We start from the raw sequence: 21,026 nt of genomic DNA, 5'->3' as shown, positions 1-21,026 counted from the left end.
GGGCGGCAGGGGCGTGGGAGCCTTCACAGGAGGCTCTTGAGGAACTCCCGCGTCCGGGTGCCCGGGGAGTACTCGGCGGCGACGAAGTCGGTGACCCCGGCCTTGGCGAGCGCCTCGATCCGCGCCGACACCTCGTCCTCGTCTCCGACGATCGCCACATCCGCGGGCCCTGCGGCGCCCTCCCTGTCGAGCATCGCCCGGTAGGACGGCAGCTGGCCGTAGATCTCGAATCGCTCGGCGGCCAGTGCCCTCGCCGCCTCGGCGTCGTCGGTGACACAGACGGGCAGCGCGCACACGATCCTCGGCTCGGGGCGCCCCGCGGCCCGCGCGGCCTCGGTGACGGCGGGGGCGACGTGCTCGGCCACCGTCTTGGCGCCGGTCATCCACAGCACGGTGCCGTCCGCCACCTCCCCGGCCAGCCTGAGCATCCTCGGGGCCAGGGCGGCGATGAGCACGGGCATGTCCCTCGGCCCCGGCGTGTTCAGGCCCAGCCGTGCCGTGAGGGTCTCCCCCTCGAAGGAGACGTTCTCCCCGCGTACGAGCGGTATCAGGATCGACAGGTACTCGCGCATGTGGCGGGCGGGCCGCTCGAAGCTCATGCCGTAGATGCCCTCGATCACGATCTGGTGCGAGAGACCGATACCGAGGGCGAGCCGCCCGTCGAGGGCGGCGTTGACGGTGAGCGCCTGCTGGGCGAGGACCGCCGGGTGGCGCGGGTAGGTCGGGACGACGGCGGTGCCGAGCTCGATCCCCGGCACCTGGCTTCCGGCCACTGCGAGCGCCGTCAGGGCGTCGAGGTCGAACGTCTGGGACATCCAGACGGAGGAGAAGCCGTCGTCGGCCCCGCGGGCGATGCTTTCCCGTACGTCACCGAGCGCGTCCGGCTTCTGGGAGCCGCTGAGGAACAGTCCGAATCGCATCGTTACCGAACTCCGTTCTAGGAAGTTTCGCCCAGTCTAGATCGCTCGCGGCGAACACACGGCGACCCGGGCACGGCGAGTCGGGGACGCACGGCGCGAGGCCGGGGAGGGCTCACGGGAGTTCGGTGAACCGCTCCACCTGCTCGATCTTGCCCGCGATGACGATGACGTCCCCGTACCCGAGTACGGTCCCCGCGTCGGCGTAGGTGAACTCGTCGTACTGGCCCTTCACGCACACCACGGTCACGCCGTACTTGCGCCGCAGGTTGGACTCGCCCAGGGGCACGCCGACGTACTCGCGGGGCGGACGGGTCTTGACCACCGCGTAGTCGCCGTCCACCTCCATGTAGTCGAGCATCCGCCCGTTGAGCAGGTGGGCCAGCCGCTCCCCCATGTCGTGCTCGGGAAGGATCACGTGATGGGCGCCGACACGCTCCAGGATGCGGCCGTGCTCGCGGCTGATCGCCTTGGCCCAGACGTCCTCGATCTCCAACTCGACGAGCAGGGACGTGGTGAGGATGCTGGACTCCAGGTCGGTGCCGATCGCGACCACGGCCCGGTAGAAGTCGGGCACCCCCATCTGCCGCAGCGCCTCGATGTCGGTGGAGTCCGCGACGACGACGTGGGTGAGCTTTCCCGCCAGGCTCTGCACCACCTTGGGGCGGTTGTCGATCGCCAGCACCTCGGTGCCCCTGCGAAACAGCTCGACCGCGAGGGAGCTGCCGAAGCGGCCGAGCCCGACGACCACCACCGGGTCGTTCCTTCTGTCAGCCAACGATCGTCCTCTTTCGGGAGTCCGCGGCCACGGGGGTCCGCCAATGCGAGGAGCCCGGAGGCGGACGACAGCCTCCAGGCTCCTCTATGCGTCTCACTGCGCGAGCCATCAGGCCCGAATTCGCCCGATTCTATCTCAGGGGAACTCCAGAAGGGTTTCCTCACCGCCCTCGGACTCCCCCGCGGATCCCGCGAGGGTGTCGAGAACCTGCTCGCCGTACTTGGCCAGCTTGTTCTCCCCCACCCCGCTCACCGTGCCCAGCTCGGCCAGGGACGAGGGCGCCCTGGTCGCGATCTCGCGCAGGGTCGCGTCGTGGAAGATCACGTACGCGGGCACGCCCTGCTCCTTCGCGGTGGCTCCGCGCCAGGCGCGGAGCAGCTCGAACACCGGGACCGCCTCCGGCGGCATCTCGACGGGCTCGGCCCGGCGCGAGCTGGAGGCCGCCGAGGACCGGGAGGCCTTGGCGGCGCGCGGCGCCCTCTCCGGCTCGCGCCGCAGTGGCACCTGGCGTCTGCGGCCCAGGACCTCCGCGCTCGCCTCGGTCAGCACCAGCGTGCCGTAGTCGCCCTCGACGGCGAGCAGTCCCTGCGCCAGCAGCTGGCGGACCACGCCGCGCCACTCGGCCTCGCTCAGCTCCGTGCCGATGCCGAACACCGTCAGCCCGTCGTGGTCGTGCTGGATGACCTTCGCCGTCTTTTTGCCGAGGAGGATGTCGATGATCTGACCGGCGCCGAACTTCTGGCGGCGTTCGCGCATGAGCCGGAACACGGTCGACAGGACCTTCTGCGCGGCGACCGTGCCGTCCCACGACTCCGGGGGCGACAGGCAGGTGTCGCAGTTGCCGCAGGCGGTGCCCTCCTGGCCGAAGTAGGCGAGCAGCCGCACGCGGCGGCACTCGACCGCCTCGCACAGGGCGAGCATCGCCTCCAGGTGGGTGGCCAGGCGGCGCCGGTGGGCGTCGTCGCCCTCGGAGGTGTCGATCATCTTGCGCTGCTGCACGACGTCCTGGAGGCCGTAGGCGAGCCACGCGGTGGAGGGCAGGCCGTCGCGCCCGGCCCTGCCGGTCTCCTGGTAGTAGCCCTCGACGGACTTGGGCAGGTCGAGGTGGGCGACGAAGCGCACGTCGGGCTTGTCGATGCCCATGCCGAACGCGATCGTGGCGACCATGACGAGGCCGTCCTCGCGCAGGAAACGCGCCTGGTTGGCGGCGCGGACGCGGGCGTCGAGCCCCGCGTGGTAGGGCAGCGCCTCGATGCCGTTCTGCACCAGGTACTCGGCGATCTTCTCGACCGAGTTGCGCGACAGGCAGTAGACGATGCCCGCGTCGCCCGCGTGCTCGGTGCGCAACAGCTCCAGCAGCTGCCGCTTGGGCTCGTTCTTGGGGGCGATGCGGTACTGGATGTTGGGGCGGTCGAAGCTCGCCACGAAGTGGCGGGCCTCTTCCAGGTTCAGGCGGGAGGCGATCTCGGCGTGGGTGGCCTTGGTGGCCGTCGCGGTCAGCGCGATGCGCGGCACGTCGGGCCAGCGCTCGTGCAGCGCGGACAGGGCGAGGTAGTCGGGCCGGAAGTCGTGCCCCCACTGGGCCACACAGTGGGCCTCGTCGATCGCGAACAGCGAGATCACTCCGCTGTCGAGCAGCCGCAGCGTCGCGTCGACCCGCAGGCGCTCCGGCGCCAGGTAGAGCAGGTCCAGCTCTCCGGAGAGGAAGGCCGACTCGACGGCGCGGCGCTCCTCGAAGTCCTGGGTGGAGTTGAGGAACCCGGCCCGTACGCCGAGGGCGGTCAGGGCGTCGACCTGGTCCTGCATGAGCGCGATGAGCGGTGAGATCACCACTCCCGTGCCCTTCCGCACGAGGGCGGGGATCTGGTAGCACAGCGACTTGCCGCCACCGGTCGGCATGAGCACGAGGGCGTCGCCTCCGGAGACGACATGCTCGATGATCTCCTGCTGGCCCTCCCGGAACGAGTCGTAGCCGAAGACGCGCTGCAGGACCCGCGACGCGTCGCTCGCCTCGGGGCCGTTCTCGGGGGAAGCCATCGGGACAGTGTACGAGGATCTTCCCGCCGGTCGGCGACGAACAGGCCGCGAACGCGGACGTCGCCCGGCACCGCACCAGGCCATACCGGGCCATACGGAACCGGGGGCGTCTGGGTGGGGCGGGCCGTGTGCCGGTTCGGCGGTGACGGAGCGATCCAGCGGGGATGGACCGGTTCGGCAGAGCCAGGGAGCGGGGAAAGGTGCCGCCGGGAGGGTCGGTCCTCCCGGCGGCACCGGCTTGCTTCCCTGCCGCCTTATTTCGACTGCTTTGTCTCGGCCTTCCTCCGAGTCTCCCGCGGGATCACGGGTTGACGTTGATCGTGAAGGTCGACGTCGTGTTCTTGATGTTCTGGAAGTTGTCGCTCATCCGGAGGTTGTTGAACGTGGCCGAGCCGACCGCCGGTCCCTGGCCCGGCTCGGGCATCTCGTTCGCCCAGACGGCCCAGCCGGACTTGGCGTCGAAGGCGTCGCCGCTCTTCCTGGCACCGGTGATCGAGATGTTCGTGAAGATCGTGTCGGTGACCGGGTTCTGCGGCTGGCCGCCGACGTAGTTGGTCTGGAACATGATGCCGCCGTAGGTCGGGTCCACGATGTCCACGTTGCTCACGCGGATGCCCTGGAAGACCTTGGAGGCGGAGAAGACCCAGATCGCCGGGAAGACCTGCTGCCCCCAGAAGTGACCGCCGGCCCGGACGATCGAGATGTTCTCGAACCTGGTGGGCGGGCTGGCGCCGAAGCCGTTCATCGGGTAGCCGAAGTCCAGCGAGCTGATTGTGATGCCGGAGTAGACGAGCGTGTCGGCGATGTAGATGTTCCTGAAGACGTTGTCGTACCCGCCGTAGACCGCGACGCCCGCGGCCCGCCAGGTCAGGATCGACGTCAGGTTCTCGTAGACGTTGCCGCGCATGTCGGCGCCGCCGGCGTCGATGGCGGAGAACAGCGCGAAGCTGTCGTCTCCGGTGGCGCGGGCCTCGTTGTTGCTGACGAGGTTGTCGGTGCTGCCGTTGGTCATGTTGATGCCGTCGGCGAACATGTTGCGGATGCGGGAGTTCTTGATCGTCACCCGGTCGGTGTTGGCGCCCCAGTAGAGGCAGACCATGTGCTCGTTCCAGATGTTGTCGATCACCACGTCGGCGACGTTGGCGAAGTCGAACACCTTGCCCGGCCCGTCGATGCGGGAGGTGTAGTTGCCGAAGTAGGCGAAGTTCGCGAAGGACGAGCCGTTCGCGCTGGCCTCGGCGCGGAAGCCGATGTCGGTGTTGTCCTGGTTGCCGGGCGCCCGGAACTGGGTGTACCAGGGACCGGCGCCGACGACCTTGACGGCCTTGCCGTAGACCTGGAACTTGCTCGCCGTCTGGTAGGTACCCGCCGGGAGATAGACGCCGACCAGGGTGCCGGTGGTGTCCATCCGCACCCGGTCGAGGGCGTTCTGCACGTCCTGGTGGGTGAAGCCGGTGGGGGTCGTGTACCTGGCGGGGTCGGGGTTCGCGATCGGCGAGACCTGCTCGGTGTTGATGAAGTCGATCGCGTACGTCGTGGTGTTGGCGGGGTCCTTCTGCAGCCTGATCTTGCTGCCTGCCGGGACGGTGGTCCCCAGCATGACGTTGGCCTCGTCGTAGATGTGCCGCGGCCCGCCGGAGCCCGGCGAGTTGCCGGGGCCGGCCTCGGGACCGTACAGCCAGGCGTACTTGGACGTCAGGTTGATCGGCTTGAGGAAGGTGCCGTTGACGTAGATGTTCAGCGTCGAGTCGATGCCGCCGCCGCCCGGGGCGTCGGGGATGGAGAAACGGGTGACCAGGGTGTTGGTGCTCGCCTTGGTGGTGAACTCGACGTAGCTGCCCGTGCTGTTCAGCGTCACGGCCCTGCGGCCCGACGCCTCACCCGCCACGTCGCCGATGGTGCGGTTGGGACCGACCACCGCGGCCCCGCCGCCGACGACGGCGTCCTCGGCCTCGTACATCTCGTACGGCATGTTGGCGCCACGACCGACGAAGAGCGGCTGGACGGTGGTGTTGTTCGCCCGCTTGACCGGCAGCTCGTTGGCGTCGTCGGCGAGGACGGTCCTGACGGTGTACTTGCCGTTCGCCGCCGTCCAGGTGCCCAGGTTCACCGGGCTCGTGGTGGCACCCGGCGCGATCACGCCGCTGTGGGAGCCGGTCAGGGTACGGACGACGGTGCCCGCCTCGTTGAGCACGGTGAGGGTGATGCCGTGGGCGCCGCTCGCGGAGGCGAGTGTGCCCTGGTTCTTGATCGCCACGGAGAAGGTGACGACACTGCCTCCGGCCGGGTTGCCGGGGGTCCAGCCGGTCGTGGCGACCAGGTCGGAGGTGTCGACCGGCCTGACCACGAGCGGGGCGGAGCTCGTGAAGGTGTTGTTCGACTCGTTCTGCTCGATGACGGTGTCGTCCTCGTCGACCTTGGCGCTCAGCGGGTAGCTGCCCGCGTCGCGGGGACCGGCGGCGGCCGACACCGTGACGGACGCTCCGGCGGCCAGCCCGGCGACCGAGGCGGTGCCGACCTTGGTGGTGCCCAGGTAGAAGTTGACGTTCGTCGCGCCGGAGGCAGCGGAGCCGCCGTTGCGCACCGTGGCCGAGAGCGTGACGGAGTCGGTCTCGACGGGGGACGTGGGGGACGCGGTCACACCGGTGATCGTCAGGTCCGGGTTCGGCGCCGGGGTGCCGATGACCTGGAACTCGGCGACCTGCCCGGCGGGGGCGCCGGTGTTCGAGGTGAACCTGAGCTGGACGTCGGCGTAGGCGCCGCTGACCGGGATCGTCACCGTGTTACCCGAGGCGGGGTCGAAGGTGTGGTTCGCCGCCGCGGCCAGGGTGGTGAAGGTGGTCGAGCCCTGTCCTCGCCCGAGAACCTGGATGTTCTGCGTGCGCGTCGCCCAGACGCTGTCGGGGTTCAGCTTCACCACGACCGAGCTGAGGGTGGCGTTCGCGCCGAGGCTCACGGTCAGCGTGTTGGGGTAGCTGCCGCCGTTGCCCTCCCAGTAGGTCGCCGTGTCGTTGTCGTTGGCGTTGGCGGCCACGAAGGTGAAGACCGAGGAGGAGGCGGTGATCGCCTTGCCGACGGCAAGGTTCGACCCCGGCGGGGTGCTGCCCGCACGGGTGACGGTGTTGCTGTTTCCCGACTGGTTGCCCGCGGCGTCCTTGGCCTTGACGTGGTAGGAGACCGTCGCGGTGGCCGGCTGGGTGTCGGTGTAGGTCAGCACGTTGCCCGCGACGCTGGCGCGCAGGGCGTTGTTGGCGTAGACGTCGTATCCGGTCACGCCGACGTTGTCGGACGAGGCGTTCCAGGTCAGCCTGATCTGGCCCGAGCCCGGCTCGGTGTAGGCCAGGTTCGACGGCGTGCTCGGCGGTGTCGTGTCACCGCCGGAGCCGGGCCCGTACACCTCGAACTCGGAGAGCTGACCGGCGGGCCAGCCCGTGTTCGCGGTGATGTTCAGCCGGAGGTAGCGGGCGCTGGTCGTGGCGAAGTCGATCGTCACCGTGTTGCCGGTCGCCGGGTCGAAGGTGCGGCCGGCGGAACCGGCGACGGTCGTGGTGGGCGTGGCGCTCGTGCCCGCCAGCACCGACAGGGTCTGCGTCCTGGTGTTCCAGGCCGCCGCGGGCGGCAGCTTCAGGACGACCTGGTTGACGCTGGTCACGGCTCCGAGGTCCACCTGAACCCACTGCGGGAAGGTGTTGTTGCTGCTCTCCCAGTAGGTGGTGGCGTTGCCGTCGGTGACGTTGCCCGCGCCGTAGGGGGCGTTGACACTGCTGGAGGAGGCCGCCTTCCCCACCGCCAGGTTGGGGCCGGCCGCCGCCGAGGCCGGTGCGGTGACCGCCCCGGCCAGAGCGAGCAGGCTGGTCGCGGCCGTCGCCGCCATCAGCCGTAACGCCAGGTAGTGCTTTCTCATCGCGTTCCTCTATCTCTCGTCTGGGACGACAGGGTCGGGAGGGAGGCCGCGGCCTCCGCCACGCGACGCGCTCGGCACCCGGGGGTGCCTCGCCCACAAGGCGCCGATACCCGGTCCTCTTGTTCCGGGTCCTCGGAATCCGGCGGGCCGGCCGGATGATCTGTGCCGGCCGAGCCGTGAGCCGTGCCTCGTTCGTCGCTGGGGGGTGCTGATCGCCGTTACGCCGGAGTCCTTCCTGCGGAGGTGGCCGGCGGGACGAGCGACGGTGAACGTCGGATCTTTCTGTGGGTTCCGGACGGGAGGTGTCCGGGATCGCGGGCCCTGACCGGTCGCGGCCCGGGGCGCTCCGCCGGGCGCGGGCCACGGCACCCTGCCGTCAACGGCCGTCAACGGCCGTCAACGGCCGTCGACTGCCGTCGACTGCCGTTCAGGTCGGCGCGAGGGCGATGAGTGTCGCAACCGGCTGCCAGGGCGGCGACCGGCCGCGCGATGCCGAGGACGACGTCACCTGGGACCTCTCCGAAGGGGTGGGAGAGATGCGCCGAAGCAGCACATCACTGCCGCAAGTTGCGGAGAATAGAGAGAATTTAACGGTACTTTGCAATATTTTTGCACTGCGCTGGCCAAAGGTTACATACGTGCTACGGCCGCGTCAACGGGTCGAGAAGGCCGGTTCACCTTGCCCCGGCCCCTTCTGTGCTGCCCGGCCGGCCACCTGTCCCGGACGCCGAAGAGGACCGCCCACGCTGGGGGCGGTGAGAGCACCGCGAAGGCATAGGGTGGCCCACTGGAGTGGTCAGTCGGGCTGAAAGACATCCCGGGTCGTGACCGTGTCGAGTCGTGGCGATTCAAGGACGAGGCGACCGGGCGGTCGCCTCCTCGCGGAGCTGCCGGTTTCGAGGCGGCCGTGGAGGATGCCGACGAGCCGGTGGGCGAGCTGTCGCAGTACGGTCTCGCGGGCCGCTCCGTAAACTCTGATCCTGCCGCGGAGCACTGCCTTTCGGCGGGGCCCAAGGCCACAGGACACAGAGGTGCCCACCCGTCAGACGGCTGCCGACCAGCGAGTCCGCCTACGGCGACCCGCTACGACCGATGAGGACACACGTGCCGGCGATTCGGCGAATCACCACGCGAAATGCTCGGTTCCAGCAGTGGGAGTCCCTGCTCACCAACCGCAACAAGCGGACCCGGGCCCGCGAATTCCTGGTCCAGGGGGTCCGTCCGATCTCGCTCGCGGTGAAACACGGCTGGCCCGTGCACGCGCTCATCCACAACGGGCAGCGCGACCCGTCGAAGTGGCTGGAGGAACTGCTGCGCACGGTGCGGGTCGAGCGGATCGCGATGGATCCCGAGATGCTGGCGGATCTGGGCGAGAAGAACGAGGCACCGCCCGAGGCCGTCGCCGTCGTGGGAATGCCCGCCGACGACCTCGGCCGCATCGCGGTCGGGGACGACTTCCTGGGCGTCGTGTTCGACCGCCCGACGAGCCCCGGCAACATCGGCAGCATCATCCGCTCGGCCGACGCCCTGGGCGCGCACGGGCTGATCGTGACGGGTCACGCGGCCGACGTGTACGACCCGAAATCGGTCAGGGCGAGCACGGGCTCGTTGTTCTCCCTGCCCGCCGTCCGGGTGCCCGCGCCGAGCGACGTGCTCGGCTGGGTGGCCGCGCAGCGTGACCGCGGTAAGCCGATCATCGTGGTGGGCACCGACGAGCACGGCGACCGCGACGTCTTCGACTTCGACTTCACCCAGCCGACGCTCCTGCTGGTCGGCAACGAGACCAGCGGGCTCAGCGGCACATGGCGCGAGGCGTGCGACGCGATGGTGAGCATCCCCATGGCCGGGGCGGCGAGCTCGCTGAACGCCGCGAACGCGGCCACCGCGATCCTCTACGAGGCGTCCCGGCAGCGGATCACCGCTGCGAGGACCGGCCGGCGGCGGTGAGGTCGGCGGCGGCGAAGAAGGCGACCGCTCTGGTACCGATCCGCATCAGCTGACGGGGGCGGACACCCGCCCCCACGGGCACGCGACGGCCACGGACGGCCACGGCGACCACCGTGTGCGGCGGCAGGACCTCTCCCAGCGCCGCCGTCATCGCCGGCAGATTCTTGTCCTGACGGCCTCCCTGCCAGTTGGTCTGCTCGTCGTAGGGCGGATCGGTGATCACGATGTCCGGCTCGTGACCGTCGATCGCCGCGGCCAGCTGGGCGGGATCGAAGACGTCGGCCCGCCGGAGCCGGTGAGGCACCGGGCCGCCGCCCGCGGCCAGCCGGCGGGCGAGCCGCTCCGCCGCCTCGGCGGCCTGCGCGTAGCCGGGTTTGCCGAAGCGTTCCGCCCGGTCCGCCAGTTCCGCCGCCCTGCTTCGCAGCCCGGTCTCGGTCAGCAGGCCCAGGTTGGCCCGTGCCGTACCGAGTGCGTCCTCGGAGAGGTCGGAGGCGAGCAGCGCCTTGACGCGCGGGCGCTGGAGGAGGGCCAGCACGGTGAGCAGGTAGCCGCTCCCGCAGCAGGGGTCCCACACCACGGCCGGATCCGCGCCACCACGCAGAGCCAGGGCTCGCTGGAAGATCTCGGCGGCGAGCCGTACCGGGAAGGCGGGCATGCCGGGGGCGGAGTGGAGAACGGAGCCGCCGGCGAGGTCGCTGTGATCCACCCGTGTCGTCTCGTACAGGTATGCCAATCCGCCCGTCCTTGTCGTCGAGGCCCTCAGGTTATCCCTGCCGCGCCTTGATCCAGCGGAGGGGAGAACAGCCCGCACGCCCGTTTTCGGCCGTTCCCGCCACTTGGGGCACGAACGGAGGAGCTCGGGGCGCCCACCTGATCGCATGAGGGTCCGGAAGGCCGGAGGCCCCGCCCAGGCCATCTCGATCACGGCCCGCCGCGCGGGCCCTTCCTGGACAGAGGAAAGCCCCTCGGCTGGTGTCAGCCGAGGGGCTCTGACCTGCTTCTTGCTAGTGTGGGCGATACTGGGATCGAACCAGTGACCTCTTCGGTGTGAACGAAGCGCTCTCCCGCTGAGCTAATCGCCCGCCCTGTGCGGCCCCTCACGGTGCCGACGTGGAAAACCATACAGCAATCCGGGAGCACTCGCGAAGCGGTGTTCGCCACTAGAATGATCTTGAAAGACGACACGGTCGGGAGGCAAAGGTCTGAGGATGCATCCGGCGGGGGGCTACGGTGTCATAGCATCGTCCTGATCCGTAGAAGCACCGAACGACCCGCGCTCGACCCGAATCACCCGAGACGCCCCGCCGGGGAGTCGACGGTGACCAAAACGAGACGCAAAACCCTTGCAAATACGGCCCTGTTGGTGATGTTTAGCCAGGTAGATGCCCAAATGTCGCGCTGTGATGTGTGTTACAGAAGGGCGTGGAGGCGGAATCTTTCCTACAGGTTTCTTTGTTCCGCGTGGTAGCTCGCGAGGGACGAAGCCGTTCGTAGCAGTGAGAGCAGTGAAAGCCCCGCAGAGGGGACCGACGACGAAAAAGGTTTGGCTGACGATGAACAGCTCCACCGTCTCTGCCGAGCTAGGCCTTCGGCTTGTGGTCCCCGACCGTACCACCGTCCCCCTGCTCGCCGGACTCAGCTATACGGCCGGTGATCCGTACGCGATCAGGATGGCCTTCCACGTGGGCAACGACGAGCCCGTCGAGTGGATCTTCGCTCGCGAGCTGCTGACGGTCGGCATCGTGCGGCGGGTCGGCGACGGGGACGTCCAGGTGTGGCCGGCACGCGCCGACGGCGAGCGCACGTTGCACATAAGCCTCACCTCGCCGTTCGGCCAGGCTCTGTTCGAGGTGCCGCTGGCCCCGCTCACGGAGTTCCTGCACCGGACCTACGAGCTGGTCCCCGCCGGTCGCGAGACCGACTTCATGGACCTCGACGCCGAGCTCAGCAACATGCTCTGGAGTTCCTGACCCGCGCCCCGCAGGGGGCTGCCCGGCTGTCGGAATCGTCCGCGGCGCTCCGCCCCCAGGCCGGGGAGCACGTCAGGTTCCGGATCTGAGCAGGTCCCGCATCCGGGCGATCTCGATGCCCTGGCCGGCCACGACGTCCTTGGCGGTGGCCAGCATGGCCCGGTCGGCGCCCTCGCGCAGCTGGAGCCCGGCCATCGTGACCGCCGCCTCGTGATGAGTGATCATGAGGGTGAGGAAGAGCGTGTCGAAGACCGGCCCTCTGGCCGCCCTGAGCCGGTTCATCTCCTCCAGCGGGAGAGTGTGCGCGTCGTGGCCGCCGTGTTCGCCCGGAGTCCTTCCCACCGTCTTCAGCCATGAGGTCATGGCCGCGATCTCGGGCCGCTGCGCGGCGGTGATCCGCTCGGCGAGCCTTCGCAGGGAGGGGGACGACGACCTGGAGGGCACCAGCTCCGCCATCTCCAGCGCCTGCCGGTGGTGCGGGATCATGCCCTCGGCGAACCTCACGTCGGCCGCGGTGACGCGCGCCTCGGACTCCCCCAGCCTCTCGCCCGGTCTCGCCGTGCGACCGCTCTCCCCGGGGCCACCAGGAATGATCACGGGCGCGCCGGATTCGGCGACGAGCGGGGCAGGCCGCTCCGATCCGGTCTCCGCGCATCCACCGAGAACCGATGCCACCATGATCATGGCGATAACCTGACTCGGCACACGCATCCTCCGCATAGCTTCAATAATGGGGCAAGTGGACCGACATATTGGGGGCACCGTGCGACCGATCGTGGCATTCGGCCTGGCCGGGTTACTTCTCGTGGCCGGGTGCGGGGCGGACCCGACCCCCGCGGCCTCGCCGCCGTCCGCCGCCACCTCGGCCCCTCCGGCCACGCCGGAGGAGAGCCCGAGTTCCACGGGGCAGACGACCTCCGCTCCCGGCGTCTCCGGTGACGGCATCCACAGCGACAACATCACGCATGTGGCCAACGTGCCTCCCGGCGCCCCGCTCGACGGGCCCCAGGCATGGGGGACCGACCTGGCCTTCCAGGGGAACTACGCGTTCGTCGGCAACTTCGAGGGCTTCACCGTCTTCGACATCTCCGAGCCGTCGAGCCCCTCGGTGGTCAGCCGGGTGCTCTGCCCCGGTGAGCAGAACGACATCTCGGTGAGCGGGGACCTGCTGTTCCTCTCGATCGACTCCGTCCGGGCCGGCACCGAGTGCGACGCCCAGCGCGGAGAGCCGGAGTCCGACGGGTTCGAGGGCATCCGGATCTTCGACATCTCGGACAAGAGCCACCCGAGGTTCGTCTCGGCGGTCCGTACCGACTGCGGTTCCCACACGCACACCCTCGTGCCCGGCAAGAGCTCGGACAAGGTCTACCTCTACATCTCCTCCCCCGGCCCGGAGCCGGAGTCGACGACCTGCCCCGCGCCGCACAACAAGCTCTCCGTGGTGGAGGTGCCCGTCAAGGCTCCGGAGACCGCCAAGGTGGTCTCGAAGCCGGTGCTCTCCGGTCAGCTCCCCGAGGACGGGATCGGCGGCTGCCACGACCTCACGGCCTACCCCGAGAAGGACCTCGCCGCCGCCGCCTGCTTCGGTGACGGGTTCCTGCTGGACATCGCCGACCGGGTCAATCCCAAGGTGCTCCAGCGCGTGAGCGACAAGCAGAACTTCTCCATCTGGCACTCGGCGACGTTCAACAACGACGCCACCAAGATCGTATTCGGGGACGAGCTGGGCGGCGGCGTCAGCGCGACCTGTGACTCCAACACCCCGAAGACCAAGGGCGCCAACGCGGTGTACGACCTCGGCAAGGACAGCAAGCTCACGCTCCGCGGCTACTTCAAGATCCCGAGGGAGCAGGCCGCCGACGAGAACTGCGTCGCGCACAACGGGTCGCTGCTACCGGTGCCGGGCAAGGACATCATGGTCCAGGCGTGGTACCAGGGCGGGGTGTCCGTCTGGGACTTCACCGACGCGGACAAGCCCCGGGAGATCGGCTTCTTCGAGCGGGGCCCGATCCCGGGGCTCGGCGGATCCTGGTCGGCGTACTACTACAACGGCCACATCTACTCGAGTGACATCACCAGGGGCCTGGACGTGCTCCGCATCGACGACCCGCTCACCGATCCGGCCTCCAAGGTCAGGATCAAGGAGCTGAACGCGCAGACCCAGGTGTCCTACTAGCCCCGTTTCCCCCCGCGCCACATCGTCGCGCCTCAGCGGCGATGTCCGATCGACGCGGTCCGATCGACGCGGCGGGTGAGCCCTCGCGTCGATCGGGGGGCGCGTGCGGGACACGGGATCGGCGGGCAACCGGACGACCGGCTCCGGTGAGCGTACGCTCACCGGAGCCGGGACCCGGGACCCAGGGGTCGCTCAGGGGTCGAGGTCGGCGGCGGAGCGCTCGGCGAAGACCCGCATGGCCTTGGCGGTGATCGGGCCGGGCGCGGCGGGCAGCACGGTCTGGTCGACCGCGCGGATCGGCTGGATGTCGCGGGTGGTGGAGGTGAGGAACGCCTCCTCGGCCTCGTACAGGGCCGAGAGCGGGACGTCCTCCTCGATGCCCCCGCACCACTCCAGGGCGAGCGCGCGGGTGACCCCCGCCAGGCAGCCCGAGGCGAGCGTGGGGGTGAGCAGCCTCCCGTCGCGTACGACGAAGACGTTGCTGCCGGTGCCCTCGCAGAGGTCGCCCGCGAGGTTCTCGAAGATCGCCTCGCCTCCGCCCCTGGCCTTGGCGTAGAACAGCGCCTTGGCGTTGTCGCCGTAGGAGGTGCTCTTCACCCCGGCGAGCGCGCCGCGCTCGTTGCGCGGCCAGGGCACGACGGTGACGTCGGCGGTGGCCGGGAACGGCTTCTGCTCGTCGACGATCACCACGGTCGTGCAGCCCTGGTCGCCCCGGTCGGAGCCGAGCGGTCCCGGGCCGCTGGTGTAGGTGACGCGGACGCGGCCGAGCTTCCAGGGCGGGGCCTCGGCCAGGCAGGCGCGGACCCCGTCGGCGATCGCCTCCACGTCGGGGTCGGGCAGATCCATCCGCCGCGCCGAGAGCGTGAGCCGGTCGAGGTGGCGAGTGAGCGCGAACGTGGTGCCGTTCACGCACTTGATGGTCTCGAACACCCCGTCACCGACCATCAAGCCGTGATCGAACACCGAGACGGTGGCCTGATCCGGAGCGACAAGTGCCCCGTTAAGCCATATAGGTACGTTCATCCGACTCCTTCTGAACCTGATGTTGATGCCAGCGCGATGAGCCGGGAGGCCTTCAACTCGGTCTCGTCCCATTCGCGTCGCGGGTCGCTCCCCCAGGTTATGCCCGCGCCCGTACCGAAACGGATCTCGTCGGACGACAACCAGAACGTGCGGATTCCCACGGCCAGGCAGGCCCGCCGCCGGTCGGCGTCGACCCAGCCCACGGTTCCACAGTAGGGCCCGCGCGGCTCGGGTTCGAGCTCATCGATGATCCTCAGAGCCGAGGATTTCGGGGCTCCGGTCACCGAGCCCGGCGGGAAGGTCGCGGAGAACAGGTCCGGCCACCCGTACTCCGGCGCGAGCCGCGCCCGGACCGTGGAGACCAGGTGTACGAGACCCGGGTGCTCCTCCACCTCGCACAGGGCGGGCACGCTCACCGAACCGACCACGGCGACCTTGCCCAGGTCGTTGCGGACGAGATCGACGATCATCACGTTCTCCGCGTAATCCTTCTCCAGCAGATCCCCCGCGGTGACCCCGGTTCCCTTGATCGGCCCGGACTCGACCACGTCGCCGTTCCTGGACAGGAAGAGCTCCGGGGAGGCCGACACGACGGCCAGTCCCGGCAGGCTCACCGTGGCGGCGTAGGGGGCGGGGTTGCCCTCCGCCAGCCGTACGGCCAGGGCGAGCGGGTCGGGCTCCTCCCCCGCCGGGAGCGGCGCGGTCAGCACCCGGCAGAGGTTGGCCTGGTAGACCTCGCCCCGCTCGATGTGGGCGCGGATGCGCCGCACGCCGTCCTCGTAGGCGGCCCGGTCCAGGGAGGTGCGCCACGACGACGGGTGCGGGCCCCGCCAGGGGCCGCGCGGCGCGGGCAGCGGTGCCCTGCGGACGTCGCCGAACCGGGCGCACGTCACCTTGCCCTCGTAGTCGACCACGACGGCCCACCATCCCTCGCCGTCCAGCGCGGCTAGATCGGTGGTGAGGTCCCGGAGACCGGTCGCCAGATATCCGGTGATATGCGCAAAAGAATCATGCACTTCCCTATTGTCCCGCCGCTCCGGCCAGCAGCCGTACCAGGGTGCGGGCGGCGGGCAGGGGGTTGGGCGGCAGGGCCGCGTAGACGGTCCTGCGCGGGGCGAGGTCGCCCAGGGAGCGGAGCACCAGATCGGGCGGCACGGCGGAGGCCGCGATGGAGGGCACGAGCGTGACGCCGAGCCCTGCCGCGACGAACCCGAACTTGCCCGTCCACTCACCGATCCTGACCGTGGCGCGAGGCGCGAACCCGGCGCGGGCGCAGGCCGCGACGAGCGCGGTGGCCCGGCCGGGCGAGGGCGCCTCGATCCAGGCCTCCTCCCGCAGCTCACGCAGGTCGACGATCTCCTCCGCCGCCAGCCGGTGGTCGCGGGGCAGCGCGACGAGCAGCTCGTCGCCGACCAGCTCGACCAGCTCCATCTCCTCCTCGCCCCCTTCACGGGGCGGCTCGGACAGGTGGTCGCTGATCACCGCGACGTCCAGGTCGCCCTCGCGCATGCGCCGCAGCAGGCTCCCGCTCGGCCCTTCGATCGGGACGAGCTCGACCCGGGGGAAGTCCTCCCGGAACGCGCGCAGGGCGCCCGGCACGAGCGCGACGTTCGCGGTGGCGAACGCCCCCACCCGCAGCCGCCCCCGGTAGCCGCCGTAGATCCCGGCCAGCTCCTCCTCCGCCCTGGTCAGCCGGTTCAGAACCACCTGGGCGTGGTGGTGCAGAGCCTCACCGGCGGGCGTGAGCCGCACCCCGCGCGAAAGCCGCTCGAACAGCGGGCCGCCCGCCCGGTTTTCGAGCGCGGCGATGCGGCGGGACACGGCGGACTGGGTGTAGTTGAGCCTGACGGCCGCCGCGGTGAACGATCCGGTGCGGGCCACGGTGTCCAGCAGGCGCAACGCCTCGACGTCGAACACATTCCTCCCTTGCATGGCTTACATGCAATCTAGTCATTTGTGGAATGCCTCGCCGGTTCGTAGCGTGGAGCGCATGATCTCCTTTCTCGGACTGGGGCGCATGGGCGCCCCGATGGCCCGGCGACTGGTGAAGGCCGGGTACGAGGTGACGACATGGAACCGCACTCCCCGCACGGTCGAGGGCGCCGCCTCGGCGGCGTCACCCGCCGAGGCCGTGGCCGGGGCGGAGCTGGTCGTCACGATGCTCAGCGACCCCACGGCGGTGCGGCGGGTCCTCACGGACGCGGCACCCGGACTGCGGGCCGGGACGGTGGTCGCGGAGATGTCGACGATCGGGCCCGAAGCGCTGACCGGACTGCGCGACCTGCTTCCCGCGGGGGTGGGACTGGTCGACGCGCCGGTCCTGGGCAGCGTACGACCGGCCGAGCACGGCACTTTGACGGTGCTGGCCGGGGGGCTGCCCGAGGACCTGGCCCGCTGCCGGGAGGTGCTGGGAGTGTTCGGCTGGGTGCGTGAGGTCGGCGGCCCCGGCGCGGGCGCGGCGATGAAGATCGCCGTCATGAGCGCGCTGGTGCCCGCCCAGGTGCTGCTCGCCGAGACCCTCGCGTACGCGAGGGCGATCGGGGTGGACACCGCGGATCTGCTGGAGGTGCTCGGCCGCACGCCGCTGAGTGCCCTCGTCGAACGGGTCCGCCCGGCCGTCGAGGGCGGCCCGCATGAGACGCGCTACGCCCTCGGCCTGGCGGCCAAGGACGTGGGGCTGGCCGCGCACGGGACCCAGACACTCGCCGCCGCGGCCGGGAGGAGACTGGCGGACGCCGCCGCGGCCGGGCTCGCCGAGGCGGATCTCACTGCGATCTTCCCGCACGTCGCCGCGTCCGGTCCCACAGGGGCGGGCCGGACGGGCGACGCGGATCAGGCGGTGAAGGTGGAGCTAGGCGTGGAGGCGAGATCCATCGGGGCCACCGAAAACGTCAGGGAGGGAGAGCCGGGCCGTGTCGGTGTGCGGAAACTGAACCCGGCCACGGTGCCTCCCACCAACGGGCTCTACTCCCACGCCACCGAGGCCGCCGGCCTGCTGTTCGTCTCGGGGCAGGTGGCGCTGGACGAGGAGGGGAAGGTCGTCGGCGAGGGGGACATGACGCGTCAGTCCGAATACGTGATGGACCTGCTGTCACGCGTCCTCGCCGATCGGGGCTGCACGTTCGACGACGTGACCCACATCCGGAGCCATCTGACCGATATGTCGCTGTTGCGGGAGTACGCGGCCGTGCGCGAGCGCCACATCACCGGCGAACCCCCGGCCAGCACCACCGTGGAGGTCTCACGGCTGTTCCGGCCGGGGCTGCTCATCGAGGTGGAGGTGATCGCCGCCATCCCCGCGAGCCGGTGACGGCGGCCGCGCCCACCGGCCGCGTCGGCGGGCCGGGAGCCACCGGCCCGTGACCGCTCCCGGCCCGGCTCCGTACCGGCTCTACGACAGGCCCTACGACAGAGGGCCGGTGACCGTCTCCGCCGCGGCGACGATCGCGTTGGCCGCGACGAGCTGGACCACCGTCTCGATCTCCGGAGCGAGGAAGCGGTCGGGGCCCGGCCCGGGAACGGACTGGCGCACGACGTCCACGACGGCCGCGGTCGCCGCCGCCGGCCGCAGCGGGGCGCGCAGGTCCAGGGCCCGCGCGGCGGTGAAGACCTCCACCGCGAGCACCCGGGTGAGGCCGTCCACCGAGCGGCGCAGCTTGCGCGCGGCCGACCAGCCCATGGAGACGTGGTCCTCCTGCATCGCGGAGCTCGGGATGGAGTCGACGCTCGCGGGCGCGGCCAGGCGCTTGAGCTCGGAGACCACCGCCGCCTGGGTGTACTGGGCGATCATGTGGCCGGAGTCGACGCCGGGGTCGTCAGCGAGGAAGGCGGGCAGGCCGTGGTTGCGGGCCACGTCCAGCATGCGGTCGGTGCGGCGTTCGGAGATGCTCGCCATGTCCGCGACCGCGATGGCCAGGAAGTCGAGCACGTAGCCGACGGGGGCCCCGTGGAAGTTGCCGTTGGACTCCACCCGGCCGTCGGCGAGGACCACCGGATTGTCGATCGCGGAGGCCAGCTCCCGCCCGGCGACCAGGGCGGCGTGCGCCAGGGTGTCGCGGGCGGCCCCCGCGACCTGCGGGGCGCACCTGAGGGAGTACGCGTCCTGGACGCGGGTGCAGGTGCCGTCCCGGTGGGAATCCATGATCTGCGAGCCGTCGAGCAGCGCCCTGAGGTTGGCGGCACTGGCCGCCTGCCCGGGATGCGGGCGCAGGGCCTGCAGGTCGGCGGCGAAGACACGGTCGGTGCCCAGGAGCGCCTCCACGCTCATGGCCGCGCTCACGTCGGCGGTCCTGAACAGGCGGGTGAGGTCGTCCATCGCCAGGATGAGCATGCCGAGCATGCCGTCGGTGCCGTTGACGAGCGCGAGCCCCTCCTTCGCCGCGAGCTCCACCGGCTCGATCCCCGCCTGCTTGAGCGCCTCCGCGGCGTCGGCCCGCTCCCCCGCGGCGTCGCGGACGACACCTTCGCCCATGATCGTGAGGGCCACGTGGGAGAGCGGCGCGAGGTCGCCGGAGCAGCCGAGGCTTCCGTACTCGTGCACGACGGGGGTGATCCGCGCGTTGAGCAGGCCCTCCAGCACCCTGGCCGTCTTCGGGCGCACGCCGGTGCGGCCGGTGGCCAGGGTGTGCAGGCGCAGCAGCATCATCGCCCGGGTGACCTCGATCTCGACCTCGGGACCCGAGCCGGCGGCGTGCGAGCGTACGAGGGATCGCTGCAGCTGGGCGCGGAGCGAGGGGTCGATGTGCCGGGTGGCCAGCGCGCCGAACCCGGTGGAGACGCCGTAGGCGGGGGTGGGGCTCTCGGCCAGCTCGTCCACCCGGGTGCGGGCCGCCGCCATGGCGGCCAGGGCGTCGTCGCCGAGGCGTACCGGGGCACCGTGCCTGGCGACCCTGACGACCTCCTCGAAGCTCAGCGGCTCCGGCCCGATGGTCACGACATCGTTGTCGCGCATACTGCCAACTCTCTCGCGTAGGGTGAGTCGTGGTAACTGGTGAAACCATAGCTGGCTCCTTACATCTCACGATAGCGGCCGTATTCGGTTTGGGGAGTCGCCGGGTATTCGCTAGAGTTCTCACAGTGAGTCCGGGCCGGTCCCGGAAGCACGCGGAAGTGGCTCAGTGGTAGAGCATCACCTTGCCAAGGTGAGGGTCGCGGGTTCGAATCCCGTCTTCCGCTCGGAAAAGGGGCATCCGCCCCCCACTCGGTGGAGTGGCCGAGAGGCGAGGCAACGGCCTGCAAAGCCGTCTACACGGGTTCAAATCCCGTCTCCACCTCTGGTTTTCAGCGAGGACGATTAGCTCAGCGGGAGAGCGCTTCCCTGACACGGAAGAGGTCACAGGTTCAATCCCTGTATCGTCCACCATCCGCCACGGAACACGGCGAAACGGCCGTCGACGCCCCCGCTCGGGGTCGTCGACGGCCTTCTTTTCGTTCCAGGTCGAGCTTTCTGTTCCGGGCCTGTTCCGGGCCGACCTCCATCGGCCCGGCCGGGTTTCCTGTTCCTGCCCTCGCCGCCATCGGCCCGGACGGGCCACCCGCCGCCCGCTTCGCCCGGCGAGCACCCGGCCCGGCTCGTCCGAGCGGTTACGGGCCGCCCACGGATCGGGGTGTGATCAGGCCCGACTCGTAGGCGAGGACGACGAGCTGGGCACGGTCGCGGGCACCGGTTTTGGTCATGGCGCGGCTGACATGGGTCTTGGCGGTGAACGGGCTGATCACCATGTGCGCGGCGATCTCGTCGTTGCTGAGGCCCCGGCCGACCAGTGCCACGACCTCCCGCTCGCGCCTGGTGAGGACCTTCATCGCGCCGTCCGCGCTCACGTCGGGGCGCCGGGAGACGTACTGGTCGATCAACTTGCGGGTGATGGCGGGCGAGAGCAGGGCGTCGCCCCGCGCGGCCACGCGGACACCGTGCAGCAGGTCCTCGGGTTCGGTGTCCTTGACCATGAATCCGGCCGCGCCCGCGCGCAGGGCGTCGAAGACGTACTCGTCGAGCCCGTAGTTGGTGAGGATGACGACGTGCACACCGGTCAGGTCCGGGTCGGCGGCGATCCGCCTGGTCGCCTCGATACCGTCGAGGACGGGCATCTGGATGTCGAGGAGCACGACGTCGGGAACGTGCCGGGCGGCCAGTTCGACCCCCCGCAGCCCGTCGGCCGCCTCGGCCACCACCTCGATGTCGTCCTCGGCGTCGAGCAGGGCGCGAAATCCGGCGCGGATGAGCGCCTGGTCGTCGACGAGCAACATGCGGATCACCGGGCGCCCTCCGGCGAAA

15 protein-coding genes and 4 tRNA genes are annotated in these 21,026 nt (G+C 70.3%); 7 read left to right on the top strand and 12 right to left on the bottom strand.

Going from position 1 to position 21,026, the window contains the following annotated elements:
* Nucleotides 1-23: 23 nt before the first annotated feature.
* The 4 genes from AB0B90_RS35685 to AB0B90_RS35670 all read right to left on the bottom strand — a co-directional run bounded on the left by AB0B90_RS35685 (nucleotide 24) and on the right by AB0B90_RS35670 (nucleotide 7,636).
* Nucleotides 24-920, bottom strand: a complete 897-nt coding sequence (locus tag AB0B90_RS35685) for an LLM class F420-dependent oxidoreductase (protein WP_362905687.1) — start codon at nucleotides 918-920, stop codon at nucleotides 24-26.
* Between the two features lie 112 nt (nucleotides 921-1,032).
* Nucleotides 1,033-1,695, bottom strand: coding sequence for a TrkA family potassium uptake protein (locus AB0B90_RS35680; protein WP_350949134.1), 663 nt, complete (start codon nucleotides 1,693-1,695; stop codon nucleotides 1,033-1,035).
* A gap of 135 nt (nucleotides 1,696-1,830) precedes the next feature.
* Nucleotides 1,831-3,732: a DNA helicase RecQ gene (gene recQ, locus AB0B90_RS35675; RefSeq protein ID WP_350949133.1), complete on the bottom strand. Its 1,902-nt coding sequence runs from the start codon at nucleotides 3,730-3,732 to the stop codon at nucleotides 1,831-1,833.
* 301 nt (nucleotides 3,733-4,033) lie between these two features.
* Nucleotides 4,034-7,636, bottom strand: a complete 3,603-nt coding sequence (locus tag AB0B90_RS35670) for a discoidin domain-containing protein (RefSeq protein WP_350949132.1) — start codon at nucleotides 7,634-7,636, stop codon at nucleotides 4,034-4,036.
* Nucleotides 7,637-8,740: 1,104 nt separating this feature from the next.
* Here AB0B90_RS35670 and AB0B90_RS35665 point away from each other — a divergent pair.
* Nucleotides 8,741-9,583 carry a TrmH family RNA methyltransferase gene (locus AB0B90_RS35665; protein ID WP_362926477.1) on the top strand — a complete coding sequence of 281 codons (843 nt, stop codon included), beginning with the start codon at nucleotides 8,741-8,743 and terminating at the stop codon, nucleotides 9,581-9,583.
* Here AB0B90_RS35665 and AB0B90_RS35660 read toward each other — a convergent pair.
* Together AB0B90_RS35660 and AB0B90_RS35655 are read right to left on the bottom strand one after the other, a co-directional pair.
* Nucleotides 9,552-10,316, bottom strand: a complete 765-nt coding sequence (locus tag AB0B90_RS35660) for an rRNA methyltransferase (RefSeq protein WP_350949130.1) — start codon at nucleotides 10,314-10,316, stop codon at nucleotides 9,552-9,554. The two genes, AB0B90_RS35665 and AB0B90_RS35660, sit on opposite strands and share 32 nt — an antisense overlap.
* A gap of 277 nt (nucleotides 10,317-10,593) precedes the next feature.
* Nucleotides 10,594-10,665, bottom strand: a tRNA-Val gene (locus AB0B90_RS35655).
* Between the two features lie 471 nt (nucleotides 10,666-11,136).
* Here AB0B90_RS35655 and AB0B90_RS35650 point away from each other — a divergent pair.
* Complete coding sequence (locus AB0B90_RS35650; protein WP_350949129.1) at nucleotides 11,137-11,553, top strand: SsgA family sporulation/cell division regulator; 417 nt, start codon at nucleotides 11,137-11,139, stop codon at nucleotides 11,551-11,553.
* A gap of 72 nt (nucleotides 11,554-11,625) precedes the next feature.
* Here the strand turns inward: AB0B90_RS35650 and AB0B90_RS35645 are convergent, their stop codons facing one another.
* The gene (locus tag AB0B90_RS35645; RefSeq protein WP_350949128.1) at nucleotides 11,626-12,231 is read right to left on the bottom strand and encodes a DUF305 domain-containing protein; all 606 of its coding nucleotides are present in this window, start codon (nucleotides 12,229-12,231) and stop codon (nucleotides 11,626-11,628) included.
* 85 nt (nucleotides 12,232-12,316) lie between these two features.
* On the opposite strand from AB0B90_RS35645, the gene AB0B90_RS35640 reads away from it, so the two are divergent.
* On the top strand, nucleotides 12,317-13,729 hold the full coding sequence (locus AB0B90_RS35640) for a hypothetical protein (RefSeq protein WP_362926476.1): 1,413 nt from the start codon (nucleotides 12,317-12,319) through the stop codon (nucleotides 13,727-13,729).
* A gap of 192 nt (nucleotides 13,730-13,921) precedes the next feature.
* Here AB0B90_RS35640 and AB0B90_RS35635 read toward each other — a convergent pair whose 3' ends face one another.
* From AB0B90_RS35635 to AB0B90_RS35625, 3 genes are read right to left on the bottom strand one after another with little or no spacing between them, the layout of a single operon-like run.
* Nucleotides 13,922-14,752, bottom strand: coding sequence for an aminotransferase class IV (locus tag AB0B90_RS35635; RefSeq protein WP_350949126.1), 831 nt, complete (start codon nucleotides 14,750-14,752; stop codon nucleotides 13,922-13,924).
* Nucleotides 14,749-15,768, bottom strand: a complete 1,020-nt coding sequence (locus AB0B90_RS35630) for a chorismate-binding protein (protein WP_350949125.1) — start codon at nucleotides 15,766-15,768, stop codon at nucleotides 14,749-14,751. The genes AB0B90_RS35635 and AB0B90_RS35630 overlap by 4 nt, the downstream gene beginning before the upstream one ends.
* Nucleotides 15,769-15,772: 4 nt before the next feature.
* Nucleotides 15,773-16,684, bottom strand: a complete 912-nt coding sequence (locus tag AB0B90_RS35625; protein ID WP_350949124.1) for a LysR family transcriptional regulator — start codon at nucleotides 16,682-16,684, stop codon at nucleotides 15,773-15,775.
* Nucleotides 16,685-16,742: 58 nt separating this feature from the next.
* On the opposite strand from AB0B90_RS35625, the gene AB0B90_RS35620 reads away from it, so the two are divergent.
* Nucleotides 16,743-18,062: an NAD(P)-binding domain-containing protein gene (locus tag AB0B90_RS35620; protein WP_362926475.1), complete on the top strand. Its 1,320-nt coding sequence runs from the start codon at nucleotides 16,743-16,745 to the stop codon at nucleotides 18,060-18,062.
* Nucleotides 18,063-18,155: 93 nt separating this feature from the next.
* Here AB0B90_RS35620 and hutH read toward each other — a convergent pair whose 3' ends face one another.
* Nucleotides 18,156-19,703 (bottom strand): histidine ammonia-lyase, encoded by a 1,548-nt coding sequence (hutH, locus tag AB0B90_RS35615; RefSeq protein ID WP_350949122.1) that lies wholly within the window; start codon nucleotides 19,701-19,703, stop codon nucleotides 18,156-18,158.
* 152 nt (nucleotides 19,704-19,855) lie between these two features.
* On the opposite strand from hutH, the gene AB0B90_RS35610 reads away from it, so the two are divergent.
* From AB0B90_RS35610 to AB0B90_RS35600, 3 genes are all read left to right on the top strand, one after another.
* Nucleotides 19,856-19,927, top strand: a tRNA-Gly gene (locus AB0B90_RS35610).
* A 27-nt stretch (nucleotides 19,928-19,954) separates the two neighbouring features.
* Nucleotides 19,955-20,025: transfer RNA gene (locus AB0B90_RS35605), tRNA-Cys, on the top strand.
* A 14-nt stretch (nucleotides 20,026-20,039) separates the two neighbouring features.
* Nucleotides 20,040-20,114 (top strand) — tRNA-Val (locus tag AB0B90_RS35600).
* 221 nt (nucleotides 20,115-20,335) lie between these two features.
* Here AB0B90_RS35600 and AB0B90_RS35595 read toward each other — a convergent pair.
* A complete protein-coding gene (locus AB0B90_RS35595) occupies nucleotides 20,336-21,007 on the bottom strand; it encodes a response regulator transcription factor (RefSeq protein ID WP_350949121.1) in 672 nt (223 codons plus the stop codon).
* Nucleotides 21,008-21,026: the final 19 nt, after the last annotated feature.

Source organism: Streptosporangium sp. NPDC049078 (assembly GCF_040648855.1).
Lineage (GTDB): Bacteria > Actinomycetota > Actinomycetes > Streptosporangiales > Streptosporangiaceae > Streptosporangium.
This window is presented reverse-complemented; position numbering and strand designations above follow the sequence as displayed.